We start from the raw sequence: 15,760 nt of genomic DNA, 5'->3' as shown, positions 1-15,760 counted from the left end.
AACCTGGTGAGGAGTTCGGTGAAGAGGATCTTCAGGGTGACCCGGGCCACGGTGTGGCCGACGCAGTAGTGGGGGCCGATCCCGAACGCCATGTGCTTGTTGGGCCTGCGGCGCAGATCGAAGGTGTCGGGGTCCGGGAACACCTCGCGGTCCCGGTTGGCCGAGCCGAGCCAGACCACCACGGCGTCGCCCGCCTTGACACGGGTGCCGCGGACGACGGTGTCGCGCACGGCATAGCGCATGAAGTGGCTGACCGGGGAGCCCATGCGGAGGGCCTCCTCCACGGCGGTGGGCGTCACGCTGAGGTCGGAGGCCCAGGTGTCGAGCAGCCCGTCCTCCACATGCTCGGCCATCATGTAGTTCGGCGAGTGCGGGGTGGTGACCACGGCGCCAAGCAGCACGCTGTAGCAGTTGGACATCACCTCACCGGGCGTCATGCGCCGGCCGTCCACCTCCGTGGTGATCAGGACGCTGATGAGGTCGTCGCCCAGATTGCGGCGGCGCTCGGCGTAGATGTCCTGGAAGTAGGCGAACAGCCGCCGGTGCGCGTTGTCGAGGGTCGCCTGGGTGCCGCCTTCCAGCCGGTACTCGGGGTCGTCGGCGGCTATGGAGGAGTTCAGCAGCGTGGCCAGCCAGGGCCAGTCGGCACGGGGAAGCCCCATGGACGTGCCGCCGACCGCGACCGGCAGGGCCAGCATGGCCTCGGCGAAGTCGAACGGGCCGCCGTCCTTCAGGGGCTCGAGAACCTCCAGGACCAGCTCACGGATCATCTGCTCCTGGCGCTCGATGGCCTTGATGGCCAGGGCCTTCTGCAGCCGGGCGCGCATGATCGTGTGCCGGGGCGGATCGGTTGCCGCGATCTGCCGGCCGCCGGCCGGGTCCTCCACCCCGAGAATGTTGAGCAGGGTGCCGCGCTCGGACGTGAAGGTGTGGGCGTCGCGCAGCACCTGGTCGGCGTCGTGGTAGTTCGCCACCGACCAGAAGCCGTTGTTCTCGTCCACCTGCTCCCAGGTGAGGTGGTCCTTCTCGCGCAGCTCGGCCCAGCGCCGGTGGAAGTCGCCGTGGCTGTAGAGCATGGGGTCGGCCAGGCCCGTGGCCGCCTTGCCGACCGGGCATCCGGGAGCCGGCTGGGCGGGTATCACGGGGCACGCACCGGCCAGGGCGGTCGCCGCGGCGGGCGGTTCATCGACTGGTGGCATCCTCGACCTCCTGTGTTGACTCGGGTGAGCCCGGCCCCTCGCTCTGCCGCAGGACCTCGGCCAGGTCCGCGATCGTCGGGCGCAGGTACAGCGTCCGGGCCGGCAGGTCGACGGCGAAGTCACGCTGCAGGGCGGCGAGCAGTTCGGCGGCCATCAGCGAGTGCCCGCCGAGCTCGAAGAAGTTGTCGGTGGAACCGATGGGCTCGACGTCGAGAGCGTCGCTCCAGATCTCGGCCAGACGGCGCTCCAGATCGTCGGCCGGTTCCACGTACTCGTTCCACACGTTGCGCGGGATCTTGGCGGAGGGCAGGGCACCCCGGTCGACCTTGCCGTTGGCGTTGAGCGGGATCTCCGGCAGGACGAGGATCGCCCAGGGAACCAGATGGGCGGGCAGGACGGCGGCGAGCTTCTCGCGCAGGCCCGCGCCGAACGTCGCGGCCTCCTCCTCCGCCAGGCCGCTCACGGCGGCATAGGCGATCAGCCGGGTGTCGCCGGCTCCGTCGGTGTGGGTGAGGGCGGCGGCCTCCTCGACCCGGGGGTCCTTGAGCAGCTCCGTCTCCACGGTGCTCGGCTCGACCCGGTAGCCGCGGATCTTGACCTGGCGGTCGGCCCGGCACAGGAAGTCCAGGTTGCCGTCGGGCAGCTCCCGCACGATGTCGCCGGTGCGGTACATGCGGCGGCCGGGTTCCGGACCGAAGATGTCGGCGACGAACTTCTCGGCGGTGGCGCCCGGCTTGTTGAGGTAGCCGGTGGCCACGCCGTCGCCGCCGACCCACAGCTCACCCCATTCGCCCGGCGGGACGGGGCGCATCGCGTCGTCGAGGATGGCGGCGGTGGTGCCGTGGACGGGGGTGCCGATCGGGACCCGCTCGTTGTCACTGCTCCTGCGGGTCGTCCAGCAAGTGGTGAACGTGGTGTTCTCGGTCGGACCGTATCCGTTGGTGAACGTCAGGTGCGGGTGCGCGGCCAGAAGACGGCGTACGTGATCGGGCGAGAGGACGTCACCGCCCGCGAGGAGGTGGCGTACCGTGCCCAGACCTTCGAGGTGATGGGTGACCAGTTTGTGGAACAGACCCGAGGTCAGCCACAGAATGGTGACGCCCTCGTCGTGGACGGTCTTGACGATCTCGTCCAGGTCGGCCCGCCCCGACGGAGCGAGTGCGAGCCGGCAGCCCTTGACCAGCGAGGTCCAGATCTCGAAGGTCGACACGTCGAACCCGACGCGGGTGATCTGCAGGAAGACGTCGTCGGGTCGTACCTCGATCCAGTCGGGTGTGTCGATCAGCCGGAAGATCGCGCGGTGCGACACCACGACGCCCTTGGGCACGCCGGTGGAGCCGGAGGTGTAGCAGACGTAGGCAGGGCTGTCCGGCCCGATCTCGGTGGCGGGCAGCAGCCCGGGCTCGGCGGCGGCCGCCTCGGCGGGTTCGTCGATCGACAGCACGTGCTCGATGCCGTCGGCCAGCGGCGCGGTGCCCGTGTCGGTCACGGCGAAGCGGGCGCGCGCGTCGTCGAGGATGCGGGCGCGCTGTTCCGCCGGCTCGGCCGGGTCGAGATACAGATAGGCGCCACCCGCCTTGAGGATCGCCGTCAGCACGACCATGAGCTCGATGGAGCGGTCGAGCATCACGGCCACGACGCTGCCGCCGCGCACCCCCGCAGCGCGCAGCCGCCGGGCCAGGGCGTCGGCGTCGGCGTCGAGCTGCCGGTAGCTGAGCCTGCGGTCGCCATGGCTGATCGCGGTCGCCTCGGGAGTCCGCGCGGCCTGTTCCGCGACCATGTCGTGCACGCATCGCGGCGAGCGGGCTGACTGAAGGCTACCCATCACTGGCTCCCTACCTTGTGATTCTCTGCTCGGACCTGGGGCCGATGCCCTTGCGGACTCAGCGGGAGGCGGAGGCCATGTCGGGGTCCTGGCGTGCGCTGAGGGGGCGAAGATCGGTCCAGTTCTGGTCGATGTAGTCGAGACAGGACTGCCGCGTGCCTTCATGAACGACCCGCCAGCCGGCCGGAATGTCCAGCTTGACCGGCCAGAGCGAATGCTGCTCCTCGGCATTGACGAGAACAGCGAAGGTCCCCTCGGGATCGTCAAAGGGATTCATTGCGTGGGCTCCTTGAATTGGCAGCTGGATGGGAATGGGCGGACCGAATTGCCGCACCGACGTGACGAGGGGGGCGCGGGCGCTGCCGGCGAATGCCCGGCGGACTGCGCTCACTGGTCGCCCGATCACCGCTGGACCTCGAGCTGAAGCTACCCGGACGGCACCGCCGCGTACTGTCACATGAAAGGACGACATCCGGTCGCCGGGCTCAGCACACCTTGTGCACCCAGGCGTGCGGGTCGGGCAGCCGGCCGTACTGGATGCCCAGCAGTTCTTCGCGCAGGCGCCGGGTGACGGGGCCGGGCTCGCCGTCTCCGACGGTCCACCCCTTGCCGCCGGCTCCCTTGACCCGGCCGATCGGGGCGATGACGGCCGCCGTCCCGCAGGCGAAGGCCTCGGTCATCCGCCCCGAGGCGCACAGTTCCTGCCACTGGGGCACCGACATGGGTCGTTCCTCGGTGTCCAGACCGAGCTCGGGGGCCAGGCGGAGCAGGGAGTCGCGCGTCACACCGGGCAGCAGCGTGTCGGTCAGCGGGGGTGTGACGATCCGCGGCCTGCTCCCGCCGCCCTCGTCGAGAACGAAGAAGATGTTCATGCCGCCCATCTCCTCCACCCAGGTGTGTTCGGCCGCGTCCAGCCACACCACCTGGTCGCAGCCTTCGGCCACACCCTGGCGCTGGGCGGCGAAGGCCGCGGCGTAGTTGCCGCCGGCCTTGGCGGCGCCGGTGCCGCCGGGCGCGGCCCGGGTGTAGTCCTCCGACAGCCACACCGTCAGCGGCCGGAGCCTCTCCCCGGGACCGAAGTAGGCGGTGGCCGGGGAGGCGAAGACGACGAAGAGGTAGCTGCGCGAGGGGAGGGTGAACCCCAGCTCGTGCTGGGTGGCGATCATCAGGGGCCGCAGGTAGAGGCTCTCACCGGCTCCCGAGGGGACCCAGTCGGCGTCCTGGGTGACCAGCAGTTCCAGGGCCTTCAGGAAGGTCGCCTCGGGTATCGCGGGCATCGCCAGGCGCTCCGCGGAGCGGTTGAGGCGGGCCGCATTGACACGTGGCCGGAAGAGAGCCACTCCACCGCCGTCCTGCCGGTAGGCCTTCATGCCCTCGAAGCACTCCTGGCCGTAGTGGAAGACGGAGGCGGAGGGATCCAGGCTGATCGGGCCGTAGGGTTCGAGCCGGCCGTCGTGCCAGCCGAGCCCCTCGTCCCAGCGCGCCGTGATCATGTGATCGGTGAAGGTCCGGCCGAACCCGGGCTCGGCGAGGATCGCCTCGCGCTCCCGGTGCGGCACGGGCCGGTCATTGACACGGATCTCGAAGTCCACCGGCTGACCCCTCTTCCTCACTGACTCCGGTGAGTGAAAGCCCCTGTTGTGGCCCTCGAAACTACCCGTGGCAGGCGGGCTCGGCGTTGTCACATGAAAGAACGACATGCGGGCGCCGGGCCGGTGAAGGAGGCTGACTGACCGAGGCTGGGGAAGTAGTCGAATTCGGCTTCGCACTTCCCACCGAAGTGGCCGCCGACGGGATGGAATTACGTATGGGCATCGCCATTGCCAAGCTGGAAGCCTGGATGCGCGACTACTACCACAAGGTCGATCACGACATCGGCAGCAGCGGCGTGCGCGACCTGTCCGTGGCGGAATTCCGAGCACTGTGCGGGTTCGACCTGAGCGAGCTGGACTCGCTGGTGCTGCGCGACAGCGAGGCATACGGCGGGCCCGGGCTGCGTGCCGCGCTGGCGGACCGCTGGACCGGCGGGGACGTCGATCCGGTGATGGTCACACATGGTTCCAGCGAGGCCATCTACATCGTCATGCACACGCTGCTCGAGGCGGGCGACGAGGTGATCGTCGTCGACCCGGCGTACCAGCAGCTGTACGACATCGCCCGGTCGAAGGGCTGCCGGATCACCCCGTGGCGGCTCCGCGCCGACCGGGGCTTCTCCCCCGACATGGAGCTGCTGCGCAAGCTGGCCGCGTCGGGCCCGCGCATGATCGTGGTGAACTTCCCGCACAATCCGACCGGGGTGTCGATCACGGCCGACGAGCAGGACGAGCTCATCTCCATCGCGGCGGAGTCGGGCGCCTGGCTGGTCTGGGACAACGCGTTCGGCGAGATGACGTACACGGCGGCGCCTCTGCGCCTGCCGCACGACCGGTACGACAAGGTCATCTCCTTCGGCACCCTGTCCAAGAGCTATGGCCTGGCCGGCATGCGGGTGGGCTGGTGCCTGGCCCCGCGGGAGCTGCACGAGCGGATGGCGGTGCTGCGCGACTACATCGCCCTGTACGTGTCCCCCGTCCTGGAGTTCTTCGCCGAGAAGGCAGTCCGCAACGCTGACCGCATCGTGGCGCTCCAGCGCGAGCACGCCGCCGCCAATCTCAAGATCCTGCAGGACTGGGCCGCCGGTCTGCCCGACCTGGTGCGGCTCACCCCGCCGGACGGAAGCGTCACGGCCTTCGTGGAGTTCCCCCGCCTGCCCGACGTGGAGCGCTCCTGCCGCCGGCTGGCCGAGGAGCACCGGGTGCTGCTCGTGCCGGGCATGTGCTTCGGCGACGACTTCCGCTCCTACGCCCGGCTCGGTTTCGGCGGTACGACCGCCGAGTTGACGGCCGGACTCTCCGCCCTCGAACAAGTGCTGCGCGAAGACTCCCGAACGGTGGCAGACCGATGACCGATGACCTGCAGGCCCGCATAGCGGCCCTCTCACCGGACAAGCGAGCGGTGCTGGAGCGGCGGCTCGCCGAGATGGCGGCCGAGCGCGGCCCCGTCGCGGACGGCAGGATCAAGCCGCGCGACCGGAGCGTGCCGGCACCGCTGTCGTTCGCGCAGCTGCGCGAGTGGACCACCGGCCGGATCCGGGGATCCAACAACATCAGCGGAGCCCTGCGGCTCGTCGGAGCCCTCGACCTGTCCCTGCTCAGCAAGGTGCTGACGGAGATCGTCGAGCGCCATGAGGTACTGCGGTCCACGGTCGAGCTCAGGGGCCGTACTCCCGTGCAGGTGGTACAGCCCGTCGCGCCGGTGCCTACCCCGCTGGTGGACCTGTCGGACCTGCCGGCCGAGGAGCAGTCGGCCGAGATCCGCCGGCGCGCCGATGCCGAGCTGGTGCGCCCGTTCGCGCCCGATGAGGCACAGCGGTTGCGGATCCAGCTGCTGCGGCTGGCCCCGGACACCCACGTGGCGCTGTTCACGACCGATCATGCGGCGTCCGACGCGTGGTCGATGGCCATCCTCGTCAGGGAGTTCGTGACCCTGTACGGCAATCACCTCGGCGGCGGGACCGGCGACCTGCCCCTGCCGGAGATCCAGTTCGGGGACTTCGCCGCCCTGCAGGCGGAGGAGTTCGACGAGGAGCGGATCGCCGCCGAACTCGACTACTGGAAGAAGGCGCTGGACGGCGCGCCGACCCAGCTCACGCTGCCGGTCGACCGGCCCTACCCCGCGCGGCCCACCTTCGCGGGCGCCCAGTACCACATAGATCTCTCGCCCGAACTGAGCGAGGACCTCAAGACGTTCGGCGAGCGGGAGAACGTCTCGCTGTTCATGGTGCTGCTCGCCGCCCTCTCCGTGCTGCTCCACCGGTACTCAGGGCAGGACGACCTGGTGATCGGATCGGCCATCTCCGGGCGCAACCGGGTGGAGACCGAGCAGCTCATCGGCTGCTTCGCGAACCTGCTGCCGTTGCGGATGCGGCTGTCCCAGGACCAGACGCTGCGCGACCTGGTGCATGCCGCACGAGACACCACGACGGCGGGGTACGACCACCAGGACCTCCCCTTCGAACGGCTGCTGGAGCAGCTGGGCATCGGCCGGGAGGCGGCGCAGACCCCGCTCATCCAGGTCATGATCAACGTCCTGACCGCGCCGCCGAGCACCCTCGAGCTTCCGGGCCTGACGGTCGCGCCGGAGCCGATGGACATAGGACCGGTCTCCATCGACCTGACGCTGTTCGCCATGCCGCGCGGGGAGACGGTGTCGCTGCAGTGGCAGTACAGCACCGAGCTGTTCGACACCGAGACGGTCGAGCTGCTGGCCTCGCAGTTCGTCAACGTGCTCCGTCAGCTGGTGAGGAAGCCCGACACGGCGGTCGGTGACGTGGAGTTCATCGTCGCCCCGGCCGCCAAGGTGACCGCCCCCGCTTCGGAGGCGGCCCACGGTCCCGGCTTCGTGGAGCTGTTCCAGCGACGGGCGGACCTCGCCCCGCACACCACGGCGGTGGTGCACGACGGGACCGCGCTCAGCTACGCGGAACTGAACCGGCGCGCCAACCGGCTCGCGCACGAACTGCGCCGGCTGGGCGTCGGACCGGAGGTCGGCGTCGGCATTCTGCTCGACCGGTCGCCCCGGCTGCCCGTGGCGATCCTCGCGGTGCTCAAGGCCGGCGGCTACTACGTGCCCCTGGATCCGTCCTACCCCGCGGAGCGCCTGTCGTTCATGCTGACGGACGCAGGCGTGCGCGTGCTCGTCACCGAGGAAGAGCAGGCCGCTCAGGAGCCCCGGTGGCCGGTCGAGATCCTGTGCATGGACTCGCTGCCCGACGGGCCCGACCACGATCTGTCCACGCTGCCCGACCCGGCCTCGCTGGCGTACCTGGTGTACACCTCGGGTTCGACCGGCCGCCCCAAGGGGGCCGCGATCGAACATCGCTCGCTGGTGACCTTCGCCCGTGAGGTGGTGGAGCGTTTCGGGCTCGGCAGCGGGGACCGGTTCCTGCAGTTCGCCTCGCCGGGCTTCGACGTGCTCGTGGAGGAGCTGTTCCCCATCTGGCTGGCCGGCGGTGCCGTGGTCATCCCTGCCGGACCGACGCTCGGCGGCGGCGCCGACCTGGCGGAGCTGCTCGAGCGCGAGCGCGTCACGGTGGTGGAGCTGCCCACCGCGTACTGGCACGAGTGGACGCGGTCGCTGCGACGCCAGGACCGCTCGCTTCCGGACTGGCTCCGCCTCGTGATCATCGGCGGGGAGCGGGTGCTTCCCGACCGCATCACCATGTGGGAGCCGCTCGGCGTGCCGCTGATGCATGTGTACGGTCTGACGGAGACGACCGTGAGCTCGACCTTCTTCCGCCTCGACCCGCCCGACCAGAAACGCGACTGGCCCAACCTCCCGATCGGCACCCCGCTGCCCTCGGCCGATCTGCGCATCCTCGACAGCCGGCTTCGCCCGGTGCCCGTGGGCGGGTGCGGGGACCTGTACATCGGCGGGATCAGCCTGGCCCGCGGCTACCACGGCCGGCCCGGGCTGACCGCACAGCGGTTCGTCGCGGACCCGGACCCGGCTCATCCGGGCGAGCGCCTGTACCGCACCGGTGATGTGGTCCGGCAACGCCCGGACGGCAATCTGGAGTTCGTGTCCCGGGCCGACACCCAGATCAAGATCCGCGGCTTCCGGGTGGAACCGGCGGAGATCGAGGCGGCTCTCAGCCTGCATCCCGAGATCAGCGAGTCGGTGGTGGACGTGCACGAGCCCGAGCCCGGGGACAAGCGGCTCGTGGCATACGTCGTCCCGCACGGTTCCTCCGCACCCGCCGCCGCGGCGCTCCGGGAGTTCCTGGCGCGGGAGCTGCCGCCGTACATGGTGCCCGCGGCGTTCGTGCCGCTCGACGCGCTGCCGCTCACGCCGAACGGCAAGATCGACCGAGCCGCGCTGCCCGCCCCCACCGCGGAGCGCCCCGCCGAGCCGGCGGAGACCGCCGCGCCGCACAACCCTGTGGAGCAGAGCCTGGCGAAGATCGTCGCCGGGGTCATCGGCGTCGAGAACGTCGGCCCGCACGACAACTTCTTCGAGCTGGGCGGAGATTCGATCCTGGCCATCCAGGTGGTCGCGCAGGCACAGGACACCGGCATCCGGATCTCCCCGCTGGACCTGTTCGAACACCCCACGGTCGCCTCGCTCGCGGCCGTCACCACGGCCGCCCCGGCCATCGACGCCGAGCAGGGCGTCGTCAGCGGTCCTTCGCCCCTGGCCCCGCCCCAACGCTGGTTCTGCGGCGCGGACTTCACCGATCCCCATCACTGGAACGTCTCCACGCTGCTCGAGCTGCGCGAGACCTACCCGCCGGAGATGCTGCGCGAGGCGGTCCAGCAGCTCCTCGTCCACCACGACGGCCTGCGGCAGCGGTTCCAGCTCAACGGCGTCCAGACACGCGTCCGGATCGCCCTGCCCCAGGGCCGTACGCCGTTCTCCGCGCACGACCTGTCCGGCCTGGACGCGGACGAGCAGGAGCGCCGGATCACCGAGCTGACCGCCGAGGCGGCCGCGGGCCTCGGACTCTCGGTCGGTCCGCTGATCCGCTTCGAGTTCTTCCAGCTCGGCGACGGGCGCCCCGACCGTCTCGCGGTGATCGCGCATCACCTCGTCGCCGACGTCACCTCCCTGCGCATCCTCGTGGAGGATCTGCGGACCGCGCTGCTGGCGCTGGCCGCCGGACAGACGGTGGCGCTGCCGGCGAAGACGACGTCCTGGCAGTCCTGGGCCCGCCGCCTCGCCTCGTACGCGGGCACTCAGCCGGTGCAGTCCCAGCGGCCGTACTGGACGGATCTCGTCGAGGAGACCTCCGGCGCGCTGCCCTCCGACACCGCGGCTGCCGGTCATGCCGGTCCCGGAACGGTCGCCGACGCGCGCGAGGTCGTCGCGCGGCTCGGCTCGGCGGAGACCACCGAGCTGCTCCAGGACGCTCCCGCCGCGCACAACTGCCGGATCGACGACCTGCTGCTCACGGCGCTGTGCCGCACCCTGGGCGACTGGACCGGCCGGCCACGGACCGTGGTCGACCTGCGGCGCCACACCCGCGAGAAGGTGTTCGGTGACATCGATCTGGCCCGCACGGTCGGCTGGCTGGACACCGTCCACCCGATCGCTCTGGTCAGCGAGCCCGGCAGCACTCCCGCCACCACCCTGAAGTCGGTCAAGGAGGCCCTGCGGGCCGTCCCCGAGGGCGGACTCGGCTGGCAGCTGCTGCGCCAGAGCAGCGATCCGCTGCCGCAGTCCCCGGCAGAGCTGGTCTTCGCCTACACCGGCCAGCTCGACGAGCCGTCGCCCGCGACGGACGGCTTCACCGTGCTCGGTCCCGCCGGTCCCGCGGCCAGTCCGCTCGCCCGCCGCCCGTACGCGCTGGACGTGCGCGCCGCGGTCAGCGGCGGCCGGCTCACCGTCACCTGGGAGTACGACCACCGGCTGCACCACCGGGAGACCGTGGAACGGCTCGCGGAACGCTTCCTGGCAGAGCTGCGCACCCTCGCGGCCGACGGCGACGCCACCCGCACGCCGTCGGACTTCCCGCTCGCCCGGGTCGACCGGTCGCAGCTCGACGGACTTCTCGACCGCCTGCGGTCGGGCCGGGAGACCTCGTGAGCAACACCGAGGTGGAGGACGTCTACGAGCTGTCCCCCCTTCAGCAGGGGATGCTGCTGCACACCTTGTACGGAGGTGAGCCGGACACCTATGTCGCGCAGCGCAGCTTCGAGATCGAGGGGACGCTCGACGCCGGTCTCCTGGAGCAGGCGTGGCGGCAGGTGGTCGCGGCGCATCCCGCCCTGCGCACCTCCTTTCACTGGGAGGGGCTGGACAAGCCGCTCCAGGTGGTGCACCGCAGGCCGCCGGACGCGCTGACGCGGCACGACTGGTCGGACGCCGACGAGGGCGAGCGGCGGGCCAGGTTCGAGCAGCTGCTCGCCGAGGACCGAGCGGCGGGCTTCGACCCGGAGCATCCGCCGTTGCAGCGACTGCATCTGATCCGGCTCGGGGACAGGCACCACGGGTTCGTCTGGACCCACCACATGCTGCTGCTCGACGGCTGGTCGGTGCCGAGAGTCCTCGGCGACCTCGTGCGCCGGTACCGCTGCCTCCTCACCGGCGCCGCCCCGCCGGCCGCGCCCGCGCCGTACCGGGACTACATCGCCTGGCTGCAGGGCCAGGACCTCCAGGCGGCCAGGAACTGGTGGAGCCGTGCCCTGGCGGGTCCCGCCGGCAGCGGGCGGCTCGCCCCGCTGCTGCGGCCCGACCCGCGGCGCGGTCCCGGCGCGGTGGACGAGGTCCGCAGGGAACTGCCGGCTGTCCTGGAGGACCGGCTGCGCGCGGCCGGCGCACGCCATCGAGTCACCCTCAGCACTCTGCTGCAGGCTGCCTGGGCGCTGGTGCTCAGGCGGTTCAGCGGGGACTCGGAGGTCACCTACGGCTGCACCAGCTCGGGACGGCCCGCCGAACTGCGGGGCGTCGACGAGATGGTCGGGTCGTTCATCAACACCCTGCCGATCCGGGTCGCCGTGCCCCAGGACGGCGACCTGACCGCATGGCTGCAGGAGCTGCAGTCGCTGCACTCCACGGCCCGCCGCTACGAGTACACGCCGCTGGCGCAGATCCGGTCCTGGGCGGGCGTGCCCGGTGATCAGCCGCTGTTCGAGAGCGTCGTGGTCCTGGACAACTACCGGCTCGCCCTCGGCGGCGGGGAGCTGGCCGGGCAGTTCTCGATCCGTTCGGTGAACGATTTCGAGAAGACGAGTGAGGCGCTGACCCTGATCGTGACGCCCGCGCCCGTCTCGGTCGTGCGGCTGGTCTTCCACCGCGAACGGTTCGAGCCGGGCACGGTCGACGACATGATGGAGTACCTCCACCGCGTCCTGGAGGCGCTCACCGGCGCCGGCACGGTCGGCGAGGTGCTGACGGCGGCGGCGGAACGCGTGGCAGGCCCGCCGGCGGCGAGCGTGACCTACCCGGACGCGGAGCGTACCCTCGCGGAACTGGTGGAACGCCAGGCGGCGGCGACCCCGGACGCGGTCGCCGTGCTCGCGGACGACGGCACCCTCACCTACGCCCAGCTGCTCGACCGCGCCCGGCGGGCAGCCGGAGCGCTGGCCGCGGCCGGGGCGGGGCCGGGCCAGGTCGTCGGCGTCTGTGCCGACCGCTCCCTGGACATGGTCACGGGCGTGCTGGGTGCGCTGCTGGCCGGCGCCTCCTATCTGCCTCTCGAGCCGTCGCTGCCGACCGCGCGTCTGGCGTTCATGGCCGGCGAGGCGGGCATGACGGTGGCCTTCGCCTCGCCGGACCACGTGGAGACGGCCCTCCGGGCCGGAGCACGGCGGGTCCTGACCTCGGCGGATCATGCCGAGGCGGCGGCGCCCCGGGCATGCCCGGGCCGACCCGATGACGCCGCCTACGTTTTGTTCACCTCCGGCTCCACCGGCCGCCCCAAGGGCGTGGTCGTCACCCATCGCGCGATCGTCAACCGGCTGTCGTGGATGCAGGAGACGTTCACGCTCGGTGCTGCCGACCGGGTGCTGCAGAAGACCCCGCTGAGCTTCGACGTGTCGGTGTGGGAGCTGTTCTGGCCGCTGATGACCGGGGCCACCATGGTCCTGGCCCGGCCCGGCGGGCACCAGGACAGCGCCTATCTGGCCCGTGTCATGGCCGAACGGTCCGTCACCGTCGCGCATTTCGTGCCGTCGATGCTCCAGCTCTTCCTCGACGAGCCTGTCGAGGCGCCTGCCCTGCGCCGGGTGATGTGCAGCGGCGAGGCGCTCCCGCATCCGCTGGTGGAACGCTTTCGTGCCGTTCTTCCGCACGTGGAGCTGCACAATCTGTACGGGCCGACCGAAGCCGCCGTGGACGTCACCTGGTGGGACTGCGCTCGCCCGGCGCCGGCGGGGGTGGTCCCGATCGGGGAGGCCGTCGCGAACACCGGCACGCACGTCCTGGACGAGCGTCTGGAGCCGGTGCCCGTCGGGGTCCCCGGCGAACTCTTCCTCAGTGGTGTCCAGTTGGCGCGCGGCTACGTCAACCGCCCGGCGCTGACCGCGGAACGGTTCGTCGCGCACGACCTGGCGGGGCCCGGAGGGCGGCTGTACCGGACCGGCGACAAGGTGCGCAGGCTGCGGGACGGGTCGCTGGAATTCCTCGGACGTATCGACCAGCAGGTGAAGATCCACGGCTACCGGATCGAGCTGGGCGAGGTGGAGCAGGTCCTGCTCGCCCAGCCGTCGGTCCGGGAAGCGGTGGTGACGGTGCGCGAGGGATCACGCCTCGCCGCGTACGTCACCGGTGACGGCCTCGACACGGCCGCCCTGCACGACGCGCTGCGCTCGGCTCTGCCCCGCTACATGGTTCCGGCCACGGTGACCGCCCTGTCCTCGATGCCGCTGACCCACAACGGCAAGCTGGACCGGCACGCGCTGCCCGACCCCGCTCCGGCGGTGACCGCCACGGACGGTGACGCGCCGGCCTCCGCGCGGGAGGAGAGCATCGCCGAGGTCTTCCGGGACCTTCTGGACCTGCCGGCGGTGGATGTGACGACAAGCTTCTTCCACCTGGGCGGCGACTCCTTCACCGCGGTCCGGGCCGTGCGGCGGATCGAGGGCGCCACGGTGGGGCTGCTCGCCGCGCACCCGAGTGTGCGGGAACTGGCGGCGGCGTTGGAAGCCGCCGAGAAGCCCGGCCTGCTGCTGCGGCTGACCCCTGAGGATCCGGCGGCACGGCACACCCTGGTGTGCGTGCCGTTCGGCGGCGGCAGCGCCATCAGCTACCAGCCCCTGGCGGCCGGCCTCGGCCCCGGCCGCACGCTGCTGGCCGTGGCGCTGCCGGGCCACGAGCTCGGCGGCGATCCGCAGCTGCGGGCGCTCGGCGAGGTGGCCCGGGAGGTCGCGGACGAGATTCTGAAGACCGTGGACGGTCCGGTCTCGGTCTACGGGCACTGTGTCGGGGTGGCGCTGGCCGTCGAGGTGGTGCGGTGCCTGGAGTCCTCGGGCCGGACCGTCGAGCGGCTGTTCGTCGGGGCCTCGTACCCCTTCTACGAGAGCCGTATCCCGCGCCGGCGGCGTGAGGGTCCGGCGGCCGACCGGGCGGAGATGCGCTATCTGCAGTCGCTCGGCGGATTCCGCGGAGTGGTGGACGACGACGAACTCGCCTTCGTCATGCGGGCTTTCCGCCATGACGCGGCTGCCGCCCGGGCGTACTTCACCCGGCAGTGGCCCCGCCGCGGACGCACGGAGCCGCTCAGGGCGCCGATCACCGTGGTCGTCGGTACGGACGATCCGGAGACCCCGCAGTACGAGCGCAGGCACCGGGTGTGGGAGCGCTTCGGTTCGTCCGTGGACCTGGCGACCGTGCCCGGCGGAGGTCACTACTTCCTGCAGCAGCAGCCGGAGGTCCTTGCGGGGATCATCGCCTCCGCGTCAGGGGAGCCGGATGCCGGAGGCCGGACCTCGCACGATCAGTGAGCGTCCTGCTCCGGCAGGGCGCGCGGCTTGGCGCGCAGCGTCACCGAGGTCGGCAGGACGGCGAACCCGCGCTGGTGCGGGGAGTGCACGCGGCGGGCGTAGGTCATGTCGATCTCGTAGTCGGAGATGTGTGCTCCGATCTCCTCCAGGGCGATCCTGATCTCGAGCTTGGCGAGGGCGGCGCCCAGGCAGAAGTGCGGGCCGTGCCCGAAGCTGATCAGCTGGCCGGTGTCCCGGTCCAGGTCGTAGCGGTCGGGATCCTCGAAGACCCTGCGGTCGCGGTTGCCGGACGCGGGCAGGAGGGCGACCCGGGCACCGGCCGGCAGCAGGACGTCGTGCAGCACGGTGTCCTCGGTGACGGTGCGGGCGACCATCTGGCTGGCCGAGTCGTACCGCAAGGTCTCCATCGTCCAGTCGCCCGGCCGGTGGTCGAGGCCGGCCCGCTTCACATCGGGGTGCAGCCAGCCGTGATACCAGGCATTGCCGATGACCTTGCCCGTCGACTCGTTCCCTGCGGTGATCAGCAGGAAGAGGAAGGCGACGATCTCCGAGTCGGTCAGCGGCCGGCCGTCGACCCGCACGTCCAGAAGGTGCGAGGTGAGGTCGTCGCCGGGACGGCGCCGCAGTTCGTTGACGTGCGCGACGAAGTACGAGGCGAGGCGCAGGGCTGCCTGGACGGATCCGGGCGGGCGCGTCTCCTCGCCGTCCTCACGCATGTTCAGCAGGTCGGTGTCGGCGCGGATGAGGTCCCAGTCGGCGGCGGGTATGCCGACCATGTCGCACACGATGTCGTTGGGCAGGGCTGCCGCATAGTCGCCGGCGAAGTCGAACTCGCCCTGCTCCAGGAGCGGCAGCAGCCGCTCGCGGGCCGCCTTGCGGATGCGCGCCTCCTGACCCCTGACATGCCGGGCGCTGAAGCCGCTGGAGACCAGGGAGCGCAGCCGGCCGTGCTCCGGCGGGTCCATGGCGAGGAAGAAGCTGGTCTTGTACGCCTCGGGGCCCCACAGCTCGGTCTCCAGCGAGATGCCGTTCCGGCTGGAGAACAGCTTGGGGTTGCGCAGTGCGGAAAGCACGTCGGCGTGCCGGGACAGGGCCCAGAAGTCGCGTTCCTCGTTGCGGTAGACCGGTTCGTTCTCCCGCATCCAGGCGTAGACCGGGTAGGGGTCCTCGTGCAGTTCCCAGGAGAACGGGTCGTACAAGGGGCGGTCCGCCGCGTCGATGCCGTTGTCCTGGCTGGCCGGGCTGTCGGTGCGCAT

The 15,760-nt window shown here is 71.2% G+C and carries 8 protein-coding genes; 3 read left to right on the top strand and 5 right to left on the bottom strand.

Annotated elements, in window-relative coordinates; all coding sequences use genetic code 11:
* From HCJ93_RS24840 to HCJ93_RS24825, 4 genes are all read right to left on the bottom strand, one after another.
* Positions 1–1,199: cytochrome P450 (locus tag HCJ93_RS24840; RefSeq protein ID WP_167998040.1), on the bottom strand; the 1,199-nt coding region annotated here is incomplete at its 3' end.
* Positions 1,183–3,024, bottom strand: coding sequence for a non-ribosomal peptide synthetase (locus tag HCJ93_RS24835; RefSeq protein ID WP_240967830.1), 1,842 nt, complete (start codon positions 3,022–3,024; stop codon positions 1,183–1,185). The genes HCJ93_RS24835 and HCJ93_RS24840, both read right to left, overlap by 17 nt.
* Before the next feature lie 58 nt (positions 3,025–3,082).
* A complete protein-coding gene (locus HCJ93_RS24830) occupies positions 3,083–3,301 on the bottom strand; it encodes an MbtH family protein (protein ID WP_167998039.1) in 219 nt (72 codons plus the stop codon).
* 208 nt (positions 3,302–3,509) lie between these two features.
* Positions 3,510–4,616, bottom strand: a complete 1,107-nt coding sequence (locus tag HCJ93_RS24825; RefSeq protein ID WP_309141499.1) for a branched-chain amino acid aminotransferase — start codon at positions 4,614–4,616, stop codon at positions 3,510–3,512.
* Positions 4,617–4,831: 215 nt separating this feature from the next.
* Here HCJ93_RS24825 and vioD point away from each other — a divergent pair, with 215 nt between their 5' ends.
* The 3 genes from vioD to HCJ93_RS29665 are packed head-to-tail and all read left to right on the top strand — an operon-like array spanning position 4,832 to position 14,504.
* Entirely contained in the window at positions 4,832–5,968 is a 1,137-nt protein-coding gene (gene vioD / locus HCJ93_RS24820) for a capreomycidine synthase (RefSeq protein ID WP_167998037.1), read from the top strand.
* The gene (locus HCJ93_RS24815; protein WP_167998036.1) at positions 5,965–10,647 is read left to right on the top strand and encodes a non-ribosomal peptide synthetase; all 4,683 of its coding nucleotides are present in this window, start codon (positions 5,965–5,967) and stop codon (positions 10,645–10,647) included. Before vioD ends, HCJ93_RS24815 begins: the two co-directional genes overlap by 4 nt.
* Positions 10,644–14,504 (top strand): non-ribosomal peptide synthetase, encoded by a 3,861-nt coding sequence (locus HCJ93_RS29665; RefSeq protein ID WP_309141498.1) that lies wholly within the window; start codon positions 10,644–10,646, stop codon positions 14,502–14,504. The genes HCJ93_RS24815 and HCJ93_RS29665 overlap by 4 nt, the downstream gene beginning before the upstream one ends.
* On the opposite strand, the gene HCJ93_RS24805 is transcribed toward HCJ93_RS29665, so the two are convergent.
* Positions 14,498–15,760 carry a cytochrome P450 gene (locus HCJ93_RS24805; RefSeq protein ID WP_167998035.1) on the bottom strand — a complete coding sequence of 421 codons (1,263 nt, stop codon included), beginning with the start codon at positions 15,758–15,760 and terminating at the stop codon, positions 14,498–14,500. The genes HCJ93_RS29665 and HCJ93_RS24805 overlap by 7 nt on opposite strands.

Source organism: Streptomyces composti (genome assembly GCF_012034205.1).
Taxonomy (GTDB): Bacteria; Actinomycetota; Actinomycetes; order Streptomycetales; family Streptomycetaceae; genus Streptomyces; species Streptomyces composti.
Note: the sequence above shows the minus strand (reverse complement) of the source record. Positions and strands in the feature narration are given on the sequence as shown.